Source organism: Acinetobacter sp. TG2027 (assembly GCF_000302435.1).
Lineage (GTDB): Bacteria > Pseudomonadota > Gammaproteobacteria > Pseudomonadales > Moraxellaceae > Acinetobacter > Acinetobacter pittii.
This window is the reverse complement of record NZ_AMJN01000035.1, coordinates 113,588-128,920: the sequence shown is the minus strand read 5'-3', so window position 1 is coordinate 128,920 and position 15,333 is coordinate 113,588. Positions and strand designations below refer to the sequence as shown.

Sequence of the window (15,333 nt, the reverse complement as noted above, 5' to 3'; positions counted from 1 at the left end):
AGTGATTTACAAAACATTAATTGGTATGTGTTTATTGGGATTGGGCTTAAGTGCTTGTGATAATAAACATTTAAGTGAGACTACTCATGTTAAACCTACTGAACAACATAAAGTCGAGATGCCACAAAAAAAATTACCTTCAGTAGAGAAATTACAGGTTAGTAAAGATATAAAAAAAATGTTAGACAATAAGATTTATTTATTATTAGATTCTGATGAAGGTTGTATAGTAAGTGAAAAACCTCTTAATAAAGATATCGTAATTATCTATAAAGAGGAAGAAAAATTTAAATATGATGTTGTGAACCCACTATTGAAAAAAGATAGTAGTGATTGTGTTTCAGAATTAGCTTTTGTTACAGATGAGCCTAATTATTTTTATAATATTAAAAAAAGAAGCAAGGATTTAGTTCGAGGCTATGGCTTTGAATTAAATAAGGATCAGATTTTATATAAAAATAATAAAATTAGAGGAGTTGATTTGATAGGGGATGGAATTCCTAATATTATAACTGAATGTTTTTCAAGTGAAGGTGCACATTTTAATATTTTTGGAGGGCAAAATAATGAAGAAAAGTTGTTACATCGTTATACTTACCTAGATATGAACTTACAAGCATCGTGCACTGAAAATGAAAAAATATATAGTAAAGGTTTGTTAGATTTAAGAAATAAGTATAGAGAAAATTAATGAAAGTATCTGATAATATTCTCTATAAATAGAAATTTAAATAAAGATAGCATAGACACTTTTATTACTAAAAGTGTCTATGCTATCTTTATTTAGTCTTTAGAAATCTATATAAACAATATTCATATCATAAGCTTAAAACCGATTTAATATTTTTAAATTTTTGATTTTAATATTTTTAATTTTGTTGTTATCCTCGTTAATTAAATAGGGCAGTTTAGCACTAATCAAAATAGGTAAGTCATTTTCAATATCATCACTGTATGTTGCAAACCAAGGTTGTTTGATATCAAGCTTATTCAATCTTCTTACTTTTTCTTCAGACCTGCAATGTATCCCACTTATCCATCCTCCCAGTTTGTTTTGTAGAGGAGTACCAATAATTCGTACATCTAGATTGATAGAATCGAGTAAAACATTCGCTAACTTTTCTGGTGCAGCCGTAGCAATAAACACAATTCTTCTATTGGCTAAATGATCTTTAACTTCGTTTATACCTTGCTCAAACCAATATAATGAATTGAAAGAATTGTTTTTGATATTCTTAGAGAAATTCTTAAAGCTGTATTCTAATTTTTCTTCGTTCAAGCCATACGTTGCAATCCATAAATACAATGAAGCACCGTTAGATTTATATTTCTTAAATTTCATAATAGGCAAAGCGATGGGCATAACAATAAGTGCAGCGATAAATCTAAAAATATTGGATTTTAATTTATCTGTTAGCCATGCCTTTGTAGAGTCACCCGATAGTAATGTCCCATCCAAGTCAAAAACAACAATTTCTTTCATATATTTCTCTATATTTGGTAATAGTGATAAGAATTAATTTTCAAAAAATTATTTTTAAGGGTTGATTTATAAAATAATAAAATATTTTATTATCATATGGTTATAATAGTTTAACTTAATTGTTTATAAATTAATTAAATGAAAAAATTTTGTTTATTATTGCTGGCTTTTTCGGTTAACACATTTGCAAATATAGATAATTGGAATGGTACTTATCATTATTATAGTTCAGAAGAACTACCAGGTGGAAATGTTGCGACGATAGAATTTATTTTAACACTAACACCCAAAAAGTGTGAGTATTCTATTGCTGGCTTTCAGGTTGATAAATCTTATATATGCAAAGTGAAAGAGAAAAATAACGAGCTATATTTCTTTAAAGTTCAAAGTGGTGAAAAGTTAGGAAAAGTGATCTTTAAGAAAGGAAAATACTATCTTTATTCTGATGAAGTTTTAGATAGTAAAGACAACTTATTTTTTAAAGATAAACAATAGTTATAGAGCTCTTTTTAAAATATTTTAGATTCTATAAAAAACCCAACATAAGTTGGGCTTTTTTTTTACGTCTCTACAATTCCTTCTAAATCTTCGAGCTTATAGTTCGGCATATCAATAATATGAGTTTGAATACCCTCTTGAACGTAATCATTAGCATGAGGATATAACCAGCGAGTGATCTGTTCGGCAACACTCGAGTGATACTGAATTTCAAAATGATTTAAACCATAAAACACGGCTTTATGTGAGTCTGGAACCTTAAGCTGAAAACGTGGGTTAGGGTGTTCGCCTAGCGCGCTTTTTACACTCACTAAGTAGTCGCCAATTACGGTCAACGCTTTATTGCGCACCTTTTCAAATTCTAAGGTCCCTGCTACTAAAAAGGTGTTGATATGGGAAGGTAGTGGAGCAGGGGCGCGGTTATCATCCATCATACCAATACGGGCATCCATATGTTCCCAATCATCATCACGAACGCTGCCGTGGCGTAGATCTAAAATACCATTACTCCGAATATTAACCAGTTGACCGAGTAAGCCGACAAAAGGGAAAGCCCCAAGTTTATCTTGTATGGTAAAGCCAAAGCGCTCTAAAACTGCCCCATGATGTGGAGAGCCAATACAGACTAGATTCTCGACCATATGGATCCATTGATACATATTTTGTTTGCCATAAAACAAGGCACTACGGGAAACCAGTCCGCCCATACTATGGCCAATTATATCGATGCTGGTAATTCTTGGATTACGTTGGACCAAGTCTTCTAATAAGTTTGAAAAACTGCGTCCATTGGCTGAAATGCGTCGACCTGTGTTGTAATTTAAATACAACATGGTGTTATGGTCACGCTGCGCTAACAGGCGCTCACCAATGCCGCCATAGTGTGCATTTGACCAAGTCAGATGGTTCATACACAAACCATGAGCCAAAATCACAATACGGCCTGCAAGTTCGCCTTGTTGTATTGCACCATAGTGATCGTATAGCACCATGGGTAAGGCGAGGGGGCTATGCTGTTTAAGTAGATAATCCCCAAAAATCCCATTCAAAATGCCGACTAAAAAATGTAGGCTTGGGGTCAGTGGTTTTTCGTGAAGTGTAGGATATTTTTCAATAATATGACGTAAGCTTGGCGCTAAAAAACAACTCCCATATTTTTGTAAAGCGCCATAAGAAAACTGATATGCCTTTTGCACAAATGGTCGTTTTTGAAAGTTTTTAGCATTTTGTGTGCTCACACCAAAAGCATTTTTTAATACTTCAATATTAATAACTTGAATTAATTCATGTACACCATTTAAGCTGGTACTGAACAGTTGAGCTAAACCTTCTAATACGTCTGCCTGACTAGGTGGCGTACGATCCCATTTACAATAAGTTTCATGTAGTGGTGTTAAGCTCGGCATATCTTTTCCCCATATACGTTATAACCGACGTTTTAAGCTGTACTTTTTATCAACGGCAGCTAACGTTTCCATCTTAGTAGTTTAAATAACACATGTTTTTAAAATACTGATGAATGGTTAGTTGAGTGGTTTTTCTTGTCTGACAATAGTGTTTTTATATACAAACTGAGAACAAAAATGTGAGTTTATTCTCAATTTAGAGGGAAAATATATGAATATTATCTACCTCCATGGCTTTAATAGTAGCTCTCTTTCAATTAAAGGGCTGAGCCTTAAGCAGTATTGTAGCGAATTGGGCATAAATGTGCATTTGCCAGATTTAAACAGATCTCCTGATCTAGTGGTTGAGCAAGTTTCAGCGCTTATTGAATCGTTACAAGACGTGGCTTTAGTTGGTAGTAGCCTTGGCGGGTTTTTTGCGACATATTTTGTCGCAAAATATAATGTTCCAGCTGTACTGATTAACCCTGCTATGCAACCATGGAAACTGTTTGATGAGTTATTTCAAGTTGAAAGTATGCCCTATGTGGTGAATGATCAATGGTCAATTGACCATGTTCAGTTACGGCAGTTACAACAACTGGAACTGAAACAACCTGAAAATGCCGACAAAATACTCGTCTTATTGCAACAAGGCGACGAAATTTTGGATTATCGTCAAGCACAACGCTATTATAGTGCTGCAACGCCATCCTCATTGATTTTGACGGATGCTCATGGCAATCATGCTATGGAAGATTTTGAAGAAAAATTACCGTTAGTGATCGAATTCTTTGCGCACACCATCAAATAAGGAAAACGTACAACGTGACACAATATACGGCTCAATCGCTTGAAGTTCTTTCTGGTTTAGACCCTGTTCGTCGTCGTCCAGGGATGTATACCGATACGACTCGACCTAACCATTTAGCCCAAGAAGTTATTGATAATGCTGTTGATGAAGCATTAGCTGGTCATGCCGACAAAATATGTGTCACGGTTTATAAAGATGGTTCGTTGTCGGTTGAAGATAATGGCCGTGGTATGCCAGTCGATATTCACCCTGAATATGGTCAAAGTGGTATCGAAATCATTCTGACCAAGCTCCACGCAGGCGGTAAATTCAGTACCGATAACTATCAGTTTTCAGGTGGTTTACATGGTGTGGGGATTTCGGTTGTAAACGCTTTATCTACACGTGTTGAGGTCGAAGTTCAACGTCAGGGTAACCTATACCAAATGGCCTTTGAGCAGGGTGAACCAGTAGCACCTTTAGCTGTTATCGAAGGGAAAGCTCCAAAGCGCGCGACGGGTACAACTGTACATTTTTGGCCAGAAGCTAAATATTTTGATAGTCCAAAATTTGCGTTAAAAGCACTGAAACACAATTTAAAAGCCAAAGCTGTTTTAGCTGCTGGTTTAAAAATTACTTATATCGATCAAATTAACGATGAAAAAATCGAATGGCAATTTGAAAATGGCCTCGTCGATTATTTGATGGATGAATTGCAAGACCGCGAAATTTTGCCAAACCCTGCATTTGTGAGCAGCGGTCAGGCAGACCGAGCGGCATGTGAATTTGCGATTTGTTGGAATGTGGAAGGTGGTGAACAGGTTCAAGAAAGTTACGTCAACTTAATTCCGACTGCACAAGGCGGTACTCATGTGAACGGTTTGCGCTCTGGGGTTACCGAAGCATTGCGCGAGTTCTGTGAATTGCGTAATTTGCTACCACGAAACCTTAAACTTTCGGCAGAAGATGTTTGGGATGGCGTGAACTATATATTGTCGCTCAAGTTCCAAGAACCGCAGTTTTCAGGTCAAACCAAAGAGCGTCTTTCGAGTCGTGAAGCATCAAATATTGTTTTAAATATTGCTAAAGATGCTTTCGCGCTCTGGCTCAACCAACATGCTGAAATTGCTATGCAGTTGGCAGAAATGGCAATTTCTAAAGCAGGTCGCCGTTTAAAAGCAGCAAAGAAAGTCGAGCGTAAAAAAATTGTTTCCGGCCCTGCATTGCCGGGTAAGTTGGCAGATTGTGTTGGTCAAACACGTGAAGACAGTGAGTTATTTATTGTCGAGGGCGACTCTGCTGGCGGTAGTGCCAAGCAAGCGCGCGATAAAAACTTTCAGGCGATCATGCCGATTCGTGGAAAAATCTTAAATACGTGGGAAGTTTCTTCAGATGAAGTATTGGCTTCTCAAGAGGTCCACGACATTGCCATTGCGATTGGTGTAGATCCGGGCAGTGATGATTTATCTGAACTCCGTTACGGTAAAATCTGTATTTTGGCCGATGCTGACTCGGACGGTTTACACATTGCGACTTTGCTTTGTGCTTTATTCGTTAAACACTTCCCAGCATTGGTTGAAGAAGGACATTTGTATGTGGCAATGCCACCATTGTTCCGTATCGACATTGGTAAAGATGTTCATTACGCGCTTGATGATGATGAACTTGAAACTATTTTGAAAAATATTAAAGGTAATCGTAATCCGCAAATTACCCGATTCAAAGGATTGGGTGAGATGAACGCGATTCAACTACGTGAAACCACGATGGATCCTAATACACGCCGTTTGGTTCAATTAGATCTTGATGATGCCCATTTTACGGCGGGTTTACTCGACAAGTTACTTGCGAAAAAACGTTCGGCAGATCGTAAGCAGTGGCTTGAGCAGAAGGGTAACTTAGCTGATATCACTGTCTAAAAAGGCGTAAAAAATCCCCGCTCAATTGGCGGGGATTTTTTATGTAAATCTAAATTGTTGGAAATCACCACAACGATTTCTAATATTAAATTAAAATAGACAGATCTGTATATTTTAATTTAGGTCGTAATTTTTATAGCCTGTGGAAATTGAAAAACATCGCAATTCGCTCCACCTCCAATTCGATCCACCACTGCAAAATCACTTGGTGCCTCAAAAGTAAGCAAAGGATGATGCCATGTGCCTGCCCGATAATTGATACTTTGCTTGCCATCCGAAACAAAAGCACATAGTTTTGAAATATCAGGAGTATTTTCGTCTAAAGCAGGCGCCACAACAATTAAAAATTTTTGTTGCTGTAATGGAATAAATGCTTGAGAGCCTTTCGGATGGCGCTCTAGCATTGAAATCTCCAGAGGTAACACACTGGCCTTAATATTTCGGAATATACTAATTCCTGCCTTTGCTTCCCCTTCAATTTCAGTTTCAACAAGCGCATGGTAGCGCTCGGTGTGTGCATCATTAATATGAAAAAAATCATGCCCGTCACAACAGATGACCTCTCCGAAGGGCTGGAAGTTTTCAATAGTTAAAGGCTGAATTTGAACATTCTTCATGATCATGAGTTGGCAATTTTTCCCCATAAACGAACACGACTAATACCACCGTCTGGAATCATGTTAATACGAATATGAGAGATTTTTTCATGCTGTAAAATCTCATTCACGTATTCATGAATATGGTCCATTTGCATCGGTTGGGCTTCTAGTAAGTAAGACCAGAACATACTTTGAGGAATTAATTGTGCATCGGTTGCGTTTTCAAGGTAAACCGCCTGAATAGATACTTGGGCAGGGAAGTTCCCTTTAAAATGAGCCGTATCAATTTCAAGCTTTTCAATTTTTCCGCTTTTGCCCAACGCAAGAATACACCAGTCATAACCCGGTGCACGGCGGCGTTTGGTTTCCCATCCATCGCCCATGTTGACTCCACGGCCTGGGTTAATCAAATTACGAGGATGGCCAAAATGAGCATCACTATAAGCAACTACGCGGCCACCATTTTCGAGAGCCAATAAATCGAGAGTTTGTTCGCTGTCAGTTACCTGAATATGAACATTACCATAGACACGTAAACGGGCAATACCGCCATCTGGGAAAATATTAAGGCGTATATGAGTGAAAAGTGCATCATTATTGACCATAAAAATATGATGCTGGCTCGGGCCTAGTTCAGTATTTCCTAAAACATTCTCCCATTTTGCCCCTGTCAGGTCCCCATTTGGTGCATAACATGCTTCTAATGATGCAGATGCAGGATAATTTCCTGTAAAAAAGCTGGTATCAATATCAAGAGCAGTGATTTTTCCACTTACGCCTAACTTCACGATACACCAATCATAACCTGCGTGACGTTTACGGCGCGTCTCCCATCCATCCATCCATTTGCCGTTGTCATCAAATTTATCTTCAACAAAAATAGGTGCATCAAATTGCAGCATACGCTTTGCTTCTGCAAAGAAATCATCTGAACACTCAATGACTTGTGCACCAATTCGGGCATCTGCCAAATTGGTCTTAGTATTCAAAATCTCAGGAAGTTCAAAAGCTGGAGCGTGCAATGTTGCCATAATGGAGTATCCGTATTTCTTGTTAAAAACATGATTTTTCATTTAAAACTGCGCTAACACGGAGCGTGCCAAGTCGAGTTTTACACGTAAATATATAAGCATGGTGCATGCCAGTTTTGTGGAAAAGCTAAATAAATTTTGAACGATGGCATGTTTTTAGCATAAGCACCCTATAGGTGAATATCTATAGGAGAGTGTTATGAATGTGGTGATTATTGGTGCAGGAATGGGAGGTCTAACCACAGGCATTGCATTAAAGAAATTTGGTCACCAAGTTCGCATTTTTGAGCAAACTGAAAAAATTCTTCCTGTCGGCGCGGCAATTTCGCTGTGGTCGAATGGTGTGAAATGTCTGAACTATCTGGGATTAACTGACAAAATCGCCAAACTTGGTGGACAAATGGATGATTTGGCCTATGTGGATGGTTTAACTGGAGATGTGATGACACAATTCAGTTTACTACCATTAATTGAAGAAGTAGGCCAACGACCTTATCCAGTTGCACGTGCCGATTTACAAAATATGCTGATGGATGAGTTTGGACGAGACCAAATTTATCTAGGCAAAAAAATGGTGAGCCTTGAAGACAAGACCGATTCTGTCGAGGTGCATTTTGCAGATGGTAGTTCAACGCAGGCTGACTTATTGATTGGGGCGGATGGTACTCACTCACTAACCCGTACCTATGTGTTAGGTCAGCAAGTACAGCGCCGTTATGCGGGTTATGTGAACTGGAATGGCTTGGTTGAGATCTCTGAAGATTTGGCTCCGGCCCAGCAATGGACGACTTATGTGGGCGAAGGCAAGCGAGCTTCTTTAATGCCAGTTGCAGATGGAAAGTTCTATTTCTTTTTAGATGTGCCTTTACCAGCAGGATTAGATAATAATCGAGATGAATATAAAAAACTTTTAAAACAATATTTTGTTGATTGGTGCCAACCCGTACAGCAGCTTATTGAACGCTTAGACCCGCAAAAGACCAATCGGGTAGAAATACATGATATTGAACCGTTCACTCAATTTTATAAAGGTTGCGTGGTGATTTTGGGTGATGCTGCACACAGCACGACACCTGATATTGGGCAAGGCGGTTGCCAAGCCATGGAAGACGCGATTTATTTAGCGCGTTCTCTGCAAATTAACACTTTAGGGCTAGAAGATGCTTTGCGACGTTATCAAAACAAGCGTAATGAACGTGCTAATGAATTGGTACTTCGTGCACGCAAACGTTGTGATGTGACACATATGAAAGATGAAGCTGTTACACAAGCATGGTATGAAGAATTACGCCGTGAACAAGGTGGACATATTATGCAGGGAATTATTAGCAATATTGTGGGTAATCCACTTGATTAAAACAAAAACAGCAAGGAATTTTCCTTGCTGTTTATCTTCTAAATTTGGATTTTAGAAGTGGTATTTAACCAATGCACTAACGTTATTTTCGTCGGCACCTTTAATACCAAATTTATTATTCCACACTGAGTGCTCGATACCTAGGTATAGGCGTGTATCAGGAGAAATGTGTTTACCCACATTCCATTTCCACTGAGTTGTCCAGTTTAACTCACTCGCATGGTCGCCTTCAGCAGTTGACCAGTCAAGAAAACCATCTACCAAGAAATCTTCAGATGCGAGTTTAAATGGAATACCATAAACGAATGTCATTTGATAATCGTCGTCAGTGTTCTCATTGTTTGCACGGTAGAAGTTTAAATTTGCATATTGGAAATATGGGATATCTAAATCAACTGCAAAACCATAAAGGAAGTTGTCGAAGTTGTTGCCGTCTTCACTGTTACCTTCCCAAGTAGTACTAATGAGTACATCTTTGATTGGGCCATACGACAGTTTTTTACTAGACACTTCGCCTAAACTTAGACGTGGTGATAACTCAAAGTAAGTACTCTTGTGGTCATTTTCACCACGCATGCGGTCCATAAAGAAAAACACATCAGCGTATTTAACTTTTGCTGCATATTCCAAAGTAATCGTGGTTTCTTTGTCATCTACAACTTCATAGTTTTCACCATAAAGTCCAGTCACACTAAAATCTTGCCAGATTGGTTTCGCCTGAACCATGGCAGTTGCAGATAACAAGGCACAAGTCGCCGCAAGTTGCTTTAATTGCATTTAAATGATCTCCCCCCAAATAAAGCACGCTAAGGATACAGGGTCTTAAGCAAAAATGAAGCCAAATTTGATCAACGGTTAAAAAAAAGCCCACCGAAGTGGGGCGCTAAAAACTAAATCTTTAATGAGTATTTCTTGTGTTTATTGTTTGGCTTAAATGTGGGGTGCGCGAGCTACGAAATGAAGGTAAATGATTAAATAATAAATTCAACAAGATAGCAAAGAGACAAGTTGAACTAATGCCCGAATGGAACAAAGTTTGTACCCAAACTGGGAAATGAGCATAAAACTCATGGTTAATAATTGGGATCATCCCAGCTGATAAAGCGGTTGCGACAATAATTAAATTTTTCTGATCGTTATAATCTATTTTTGCCAAAGTGCGAATTCCACTCGCTGCAACTGATCCAAACAAGACCAAACCTGCACCACCAAGTACGGGCATTGGAATCGCTGCAATCAAACGACCCATAATAGGTAGTAGTCCTAAAATAATTAGAATTACACCGCCTGCTGCGACTACAAAGCGGCTTTTGATGCCTGTAATCGCAACCAGTCCAACATTTTGGGCAAAAGCACTTTGCATGAAAGAACCAAAAATAGGCGCAAAAGCACTTGAGAACATATCTGCACGAACACCATTGGCGATACGTTTTGAATCGACTTCAGTTCCTACAATGTCTCCGACAGCAATAATATCGGCTGTGGTTTCAGTCATAATGACTAAGGTCACAATCAACATCGATAAGATAGCGCTGAGCTCGAAAGTCGGTAAACCAAATGCAAATAAGTGCGGAAATTGGAGCCATGCACCTGAACTCACCTGACTAAAATCACCAAAACCCATGAAGTAGGCGAGGGTAGTACCAACCACAATAGCCAACAAAATTGATAAACGTCGAATGCTTGCTTGCGGCAGCATATTTAGAACAATCACAATGCCTAAGGTCAGCAGTGCCAAAGAGATATTTTCTACGCTACCCCAGTCGGGCGCTTTGTTGTTGCCACCCATCATCCAGCGAATCGCAACGGGTAACAAAGATAGACCAATAATCGTGATGACGCATCCCGTCACAACAGGTGGGAAAAACCGAATAATTTTTGAAAAGTATGGTGCAAGGCATAGTCCAATTAGAGAGGCGGCAATGACCGCACCGTAGACAGCAGGTAAACCACCGCCTGTAGTGATAATCGCGACCATGGTGGCCACACCCGCAAAAGATACACCCTGAACTAAAGGTAACTTTGCCCCTAGATATTTAGTTCCGATGGTTTGGATCAGAGTTGCCAATCCACCTACAAATAGGGCTGCTGCAATGAGCATTCCGATTTGTGCTGAGCTTAAGCCAGCTGCCGTTCCAATAATCAAGGGCGGGGCTACAATGCCACCATACATGGTAAGCACATGCTGTAAGCCGTAAGCAAAACTTTTGGAAATTCCTAAATATTCATGCTCTGGAGAAATCGCATTTTTTTGCTGATGATTCATATTTTTCTCCTATTTATAATTGAGTTAGCTACCGCGATAAGTGGAGTAAGCAAATGGGCTAATCAGTAATGGAATGTGATAATGCTGATTGATGTCTTCTATAAAAAATTGGATACAAACACGTGGGAAAAAAGTTTTGACTTGCTGCGATGAAAAATAAGGGGCAATTTCAAATTCAAGTTGATAAGCACCTTCTGCAAAGTCTGTTATTCCAAAATCACTCACTCGACCATCTTGATTGGTGGTGGCTGTCGCTATCAGCTCATGGGTTGCTGCATGAAACAACTTCACTTCTACGTCTGCAGCTGGTTTACCTAAATTCGTATCTAAAATATGAGTGCTGATCATGCTTGTATTTCCTGAGATAGACGTAATAGAGCAATCGCTGCAAGTTGCTCATGTACAATAGTTTTTTCGATAGCTAAGTCGTTTTGTAGTCGTTCATGTAGCTTTTTTAAAATTTCATCGCTACTGAGGCCTGCCGCTTTAATTAAAAAAATAAAGCCAAACTTTTGTTCATAATCCATGTTGCCTTGTAGCAGAGCCTGTTGTGTTAGTTCATCTAAAGAAATGCCAGCTTGTTCTTTAGATGAAAAATCTTGCTCTTTTGCATTGAGTTGTTTTTTAGCTTGGCGTTCACCAATTTTTGGATGGGTTGCTAAAGCCGCTAGTATCTCTTGCCATGACCACATTTGACTTAACTGTTCTGCATATTCCAAAAGTGATGCTTTTGTTGAATAGGGACGATTTGAGATGATTTTTTCGGCCCATGCTTGAATGTGGACACAGTTTTTTAACAAAGTCTTGAGTTGTTCTGGTGGGGCTTGATTAAACTCGGCTAAAAACACTGTTATTCCTAAACTCGTTGTCTTGATATAGAGTTTTAGCAATAACAGTGCCAATAGCGAGTTTTGGTTCGCTTAAGAATTTTGAAAATTAAAAATCAATTATTTAGTTATGTGATTTTTATACCAATGTTCAGCAATTTCCTGACGACGACATATCCAGACCCGATCGTGCATTTGAATATAGTCGAGAAATTTCTGTAGTGCTTTAAAACGGCCCGGACGCCCTAAAATGCGGCAATGCATTCCAATCGACATCATTTTTGGTGCAGTTTTTCCCTCTGCATACAACACATCAAAACTATCTTTCAAATATTGAAAAAACTGTTCTGAACTATTAAATCCGCCTGGTGAACAGAACTTCATGTCGTTACATTCTAAAGTGTAAGGAATAATCAGATGAGGACGTGATGCGCCATCAGCATTGGTAAGCGTTGTCCAAAAAGGCAGGTCATCACCATAATAATCTGAGTCATATTGTATTTGTGGAAACTCTGCGAGTAACTGACGTGTATTGGGGCTGTCACGTCCGGTGTACCAACCTATCACTTTATTTTCAAACAGGTTTTCTAAGACAGTTAAAGCCTGCTCCATATGCTGTTTTTCGACTTCAATATCGGTATCTTGATAGTGAAGCCAGCGGTAACCATGAGAAACCACATCATAATCAGCTTGCTTAATCGCTTCTACAATATAAGGGTTGCGAGCAAGTGCCATTGCAACCCCAAAAATGGTCATTGGAAGTTTGCGCTTTTGGAATTCACTATGAATGCGCCAAAAACCAGCACGTGAACCATATTCGTACATAGAGTCCATCGACATATGTTTAGCTGGGTAACTTGCAGCGCCAATAATCTCTGATAAAAACTGTTCGGAGCCCTCATCGCCATGCTCTATATGTTTTTCGCCACCTTCTTCATAATTAAGCACAAATTGCACAGCAACCTTGGCATTATTAGGCCATTTAACTTGTGGTGGTTGTCCGTGATATCCGATTAAATCACGTGAATAAGGAGACTTCTGGATTTGCTCAATAAGCTCTGCTCCAGATAGATAAGATTTGGACACGATTGCTCTCCTTTTGTTCAATTTTTCATAAAAATTTAAAAAATCAGCTTGCATATTTTTATAGATGGACTGATATTGAAGGTATGAAGATCTTCAAAATAAATTAAAAGCAGTACGTTTAAGTCAGGAGATAACAAACCATTACACCATCAAAATGTACAATTGAAGTCAGTTCATGCATGCTTAAAACATGCCAACATAAAAAAGTTTTGCATAGAAAAGATCCACAGTAAGAAAGAGAGGATGGTATTTATGAATATTGAAATCCGCACAGATAAAAACATCCATAACAGCGAACGTTTAATTACTTATGTACGTGCAGAACTTACTCAAGAATTCCAACGTCATAGCGAACGTATTACGCATTTTTCGGTTCATTTTAGTGATGAAAATGGGGACAAAGGTGGTGACAAAGATATCCACTGTATGATTGAAGCGCGTCCTTCAGGTTTGAAACCAGTTGCAGTACATCATAAAGCAGGAAATATTGACGCCTCGATTCATGGCGCGATTGAAAAATTAAAACGTAGCCTTGAACATACTTTTGAGAAAAAAGAACACCCGAGAGGTGGTCAACCAGAATTCATTGATGATGAAGTTTAATTTAAAATGCTAAAAAGCCCTTCGGGGCTTTTTTTATATTTGATAAAAATAAAACTATTCACAACATTAGGTTTGCAATGCGATGCAATCAACCTCTAAAATCTTCAGACGAGATTAGGCATAATAGTCCTAATATATTTTTGAGAGATGGTCATGTTAACCACCCAGCAGCAAGCTTTAATTAAAGCCATAGAAGAATTAGAACTCGCGCAAGTGCAAAAATTACTTGCTGAAGGACTTGATCCGAACTTTATTGATCCGGAACAAGGGCCACCTGTATCAATCATATGTGATGGAATTTTTAAATGGTGGGAAGATGTATCAGAAGCTTATGAAGCGGGTACACCACTATCAAAAGAAGAAAAGCAACAATCATTACAAGTTTACCTCGATATTCTCGAAGCTTTGATTCAAGCCAAAGCGAATGTACACCTTTGGGATGCAGAAGAGTTTTATGGACCTTTATGGGATGCGGCAAGCTCGGCATGTGCGCCAGCCGTTCAACGTTTATTAAATGAAAAAGTTGATCCAAACACACGCGATGAAGAGGGACTCACTATTTTATCTTCAATCAGTCAGTTGTTCTTTGATTGTGACTTTGATGAAATAGATTGGTCAGAAGCGCTTCAAGAAGAGCGTGAAACATTAGAATTATTGCGCCAACATGGGGCAAAAATGTCAAAAGAACTAACTACTTGATTGGATAATAGAATGAGAACATTTCAAATTTTAACTTTTGCTTTGACCACTGTTGCCGCAGGAAGTACTTTTGCTGCAGAGTTCTCTTTTGATCGCCCAGGTGCTGGCTTTGGAACAGGGATTACTCCGGTTGGTAAATTGGCTTGGGAACAAGGTTTGCCAAGTGCAACTTATACAGAGTCAACGGTTGATGGCGTCAAAGAAAAGACCGTAACTGTAAATGAAGATATGTTATTCCGTACCGGTTTAGCCGACGGCTTGGAATTACAATTAGGTTGGCAAGGTCCAGCATGGACTCAAACTAAACGTGCTGGTAAAAAACATGACACGTCAGGCTTTGGTGATGTCAGCATCGGTTTGAAAAAAGCAATTGATCTAAATGATGAAAACTTATCAATGGCTGTGTTAGCTGAAGCGATCATTGCCACTGGAAATGATGAATTTACTGCACATGACGATATTTATAGCCTAAGTTCAGCAGTCGCTTATAAATATAATGACTTAGTCGGCACATCCATTACCATGCGCTACGAAGTACAAAATAGTAACTGGGCAGTAACTGCAATTCCAACGATTGATTATAAAATCGCAGGTAAGCTGTCAGGTTATTCTGAGTTTATTTACCGTAAAGCTGAAAGCCAAGACTACGAATATGGTTTAGGGACAGGTTTAGTCTACGCCGTAAATGATCGTACTCAGCTCGATGCAAGTATCGGGGTTGATTTAGAGGGTCAAGACAAGAGCTACAACGGTGGCTTAGGCGTGGCATTCTTGTTCTAATCGAAGC

At 38.8% G+C, this 15,333-nt stretch carries 17 protein-coding genes; 8 read left to right on the top strand and 9 right to left on the bottom strand.

Annotated elements, in window-relative coordinates; all coding sequences use genetic code 11:
- The first annotated feature begins 1 nt into the window (after window position 1).
- Window positions 2-691, top strand: coding sequence for a hypothetical protein (locus B806_RS19365; protein ID WP_017387589.1), 690 nt, complete (start codon window positions 2-4; stop codon window positions 689-691).
- Window positions 692-826: 135 nt separating this feature from the next.
- Here the strand turns inward: B806_RS19365 and B806_RS0108130 are convergent, their stop codons facing one another.
- Complete coding sequence (locus B806_RS0108130; protein ID WP_017402852.1) at window positions 827-1,483, bottom strand: haloacid dehalogenase-like hydrolase; 657 nt, start codon at window positions 1,481-1,483, stop codon at window positions 827-829.
- A gap of 138 nt (window positions 1,484-1,621) precedes the next feature.
- On the opposite strand from B806_RS0108130, the gene B806_RS0108125 reads away from it, so the two are divergent.
- Window positions 1,622-1,978 carry a DUF5991 domain-containing protein gene (locus B806_RS0108125; protein WP_017387587.1) on the top strand — a complete coding sequence of 119 codons (357 nt, stop codon included), beginning with the start codon at window positions 1,622-1,624 and terminating at the stop codon, window positions 1,976-1,978.
- Between the two features lie 65 nt (window positions 1,979-2,043).
- Here the strand turns inward: B806_RS0108125 and B806_RS0108120 are convergent, their stop codons facing one another.
- Window positions 2,044-3,387, bottom strand: a complete 1,344-nt coding sequence (locus B806_RS0108120; RefSeq protein ID WP_017387586.1) for a hypothetical protein — start codon at window positions 3,385-3,387, stop codon at window positions 2,044-2,046.
- 211 nt (window positions 3,388-3,598) lie between these two features.
- Here B806_RS0108120 and B806_RS0108115 point away from each other — a divergent pair, with 211 nt between their 5' ends.
- Window positions 3,599-4,180, top strand: a complete 582-nt coding sequence (locus B806_RS0108115) for a YqiA/YcfP family alpha/beta fold hydrolase (RefSeq protein ID WP_017387585.1) — start codon at window positions 3,599-3,601, stop codon at window positions 4,178-4,180.
- Window positions 4,181-4,194: 14 nt separating this feature from the next.
- Entirely contained in the window at window positions 4,195-6,078 is a 1,884-nt protein-coding gene (gene parE, locus B806_RS0108110) for a DNA topoisomerase IV subunit B (protein ID WP_017387584.1), read from the top strand.
- Between the two features lie 119 nt (window positions 6,079-6,197).
- Here parE and B806_RS0108105 read toward each other — a convergent pair whose 3' ends face one another.
- Together B806_RS0108105 and alc are read right to left on the bottom strand one after the other, a co-directional pair.
- On the bottom strand, window positions 6,198-6,701 hold the full coding sequence (locus B806_RS0108105; RefSeq protein ID WP_017387583.1) for an ureidoglycolate lyase: 504 nt from the start codon (window positions 6,699-6,701) through the stop codon (window positions 6,198-6,200).
- Entirely contained in the window at window positions 6,698-7,708 is a 1,011-nt protein-coding gene (gene alc, locus B806_RS0108100; RefSeq protein ID WP_017387582.1) for an allantoicase, read from the bottom strand. The genes B806_RS0108105 and alc overlap by 4 nt, the downstream gene beginning before the upstream one ends.
- Window positions 7,709-7,907: 199 nt before the next feature.
- Here alc and hpxO point away from each other — a divergent pair, with 199 nt between their 5' ends.
- Window positions 7,908-9,065 carry an FAD-dependent urate hydroxylase HpxO gene (gene hpxO, locus B806_RS0108095; protein ID WP_017402851.1) on the top strand — a complete coding sequence of 386 codons (1,158 nt, stop codon included), beginning with the start codon at window positions 7,908-7,910 and terminating at the stop codon, window positions 9,063-9,065.
- Window positions 9,066-9,116: 51 nt separating this feature from the next.
- Here hpxO and B806_RS0108090 read toward each other — a convergent pair whose 3' ends face one another.
- The 5 genes from B806_RS0108090 to puuE form a co-directional block, all read right to left on the bottom strand.
- The gene (locus B806_RS0108090; protein ID WP_017387581.1) at window positions 9,117-9,842 is read right to left on the bottom strand and encodes an outer membrane protein OmpK; all 726 of its coding nucleotides are present in this window, start codon (window positions 9,840-9,842) and stop codon (window positions 9,117-9,119) included.
- A gap of 121 nt (window positions 9,843-9,963) precedes the next feature.
- A complete protein-coding gene (locus tag B806_RS0108085; protein ID WP_017387580.1) occupies window positions 9,964-11,331 on the bottom strand; it encodes a nucleobase:cation symporter-2 family protein in 1,368 nt (455 codons plus the stop codon).
- A 24-nt stretch (window positions 11,332-11,355) separates the two neighbouring features.
- Window positions 11,356-11,679, bottom strand: coding sequence for a hydroxyisourate hydrolase (gene uraH / locus B806_RS0108080; RefSeq protein ID WP_005066767.1), 324 nt, complete (start codon window positions 11,677-11,679; stop codon window positions 11,356-11,358).
- Window positions 11,676-12,179, bottom strand: coding sequence for a 2-oxo-4-hydroxy-4-carboxy-5-ureidoimidazoline decarboxylase (gene uraD, locus B806_RS0108075; RefSeq protein ID WP_014207943.1), 504 nt, complete (start codon window positions 12,177-12,179; stop codon window positions 11,676-11,678). Before uraD ends, uraH begins: the two co-directional genes overlap by 4 nt.
- A 99-nt stretch (window positions 12,180-12,278) precedes the next feature.
- The gene (gene puuE, locus B806_RS0108070) at window positions 12,279-13,244 is read right to left on the bottom strand and encodes an allantoinase PuuE (RefSeq protein WP_017387579.1); all 966 of its coding nucleotides are present in this window, start codon (window positions 13,242-13,244) and stop codon (window positions 12,279-12,281) included.
- Window positions 13,245-13,496: 252 nt separating this feature from the next.
- Here puuE and B806_RS0108065 point away from each other — a divergent pair, with 252 nt between their 5' ends.
- The 3 genes from B806_RS0108065 to B806_RS0108055 all read left to right on the top strand — a co-directional run bounded on the left by B806_RS0108065 (window position 13,497) and on the right by B806_RS0108055 (window position 15,326).
- Window positions 13,497-13,847, top strand: a complete 351-nt coding sequence (locus B806_RS0108065; RefSeq protein ID WP_001019316.1) for an HPF/RaiA family ribosome-associated protein — start codon at window positions 13,497-13,499, stop codon at window positions 13,845-13,847.
- Window positions 13,848-14,000: 153 nt separating this feature from the next.
- Entirely contained in the window at window positions 14,001-14,546 is a 546-nt protein-coding gene (locus B806_RS0108060; RefSeq protein WP_005066773.1) for an ankyrin repeat domain-containing protein, read from the top strand.
- A gap of 12 nt (window positions 14,547-14,558) precedes the next feature.
- On the top strand, window positions 14,559-15,326 hold the full coding sequence (locus B806_RS0108055; protein WP_014207941.1) for a transporter: 768 nt from the start codon (window positions 14,559-14,561) through the stop codon (window positions 15,324-15,326).
- The last annotated feature ends 7 nt before the right edge of the window (window positions 15,327-15,333 follow it).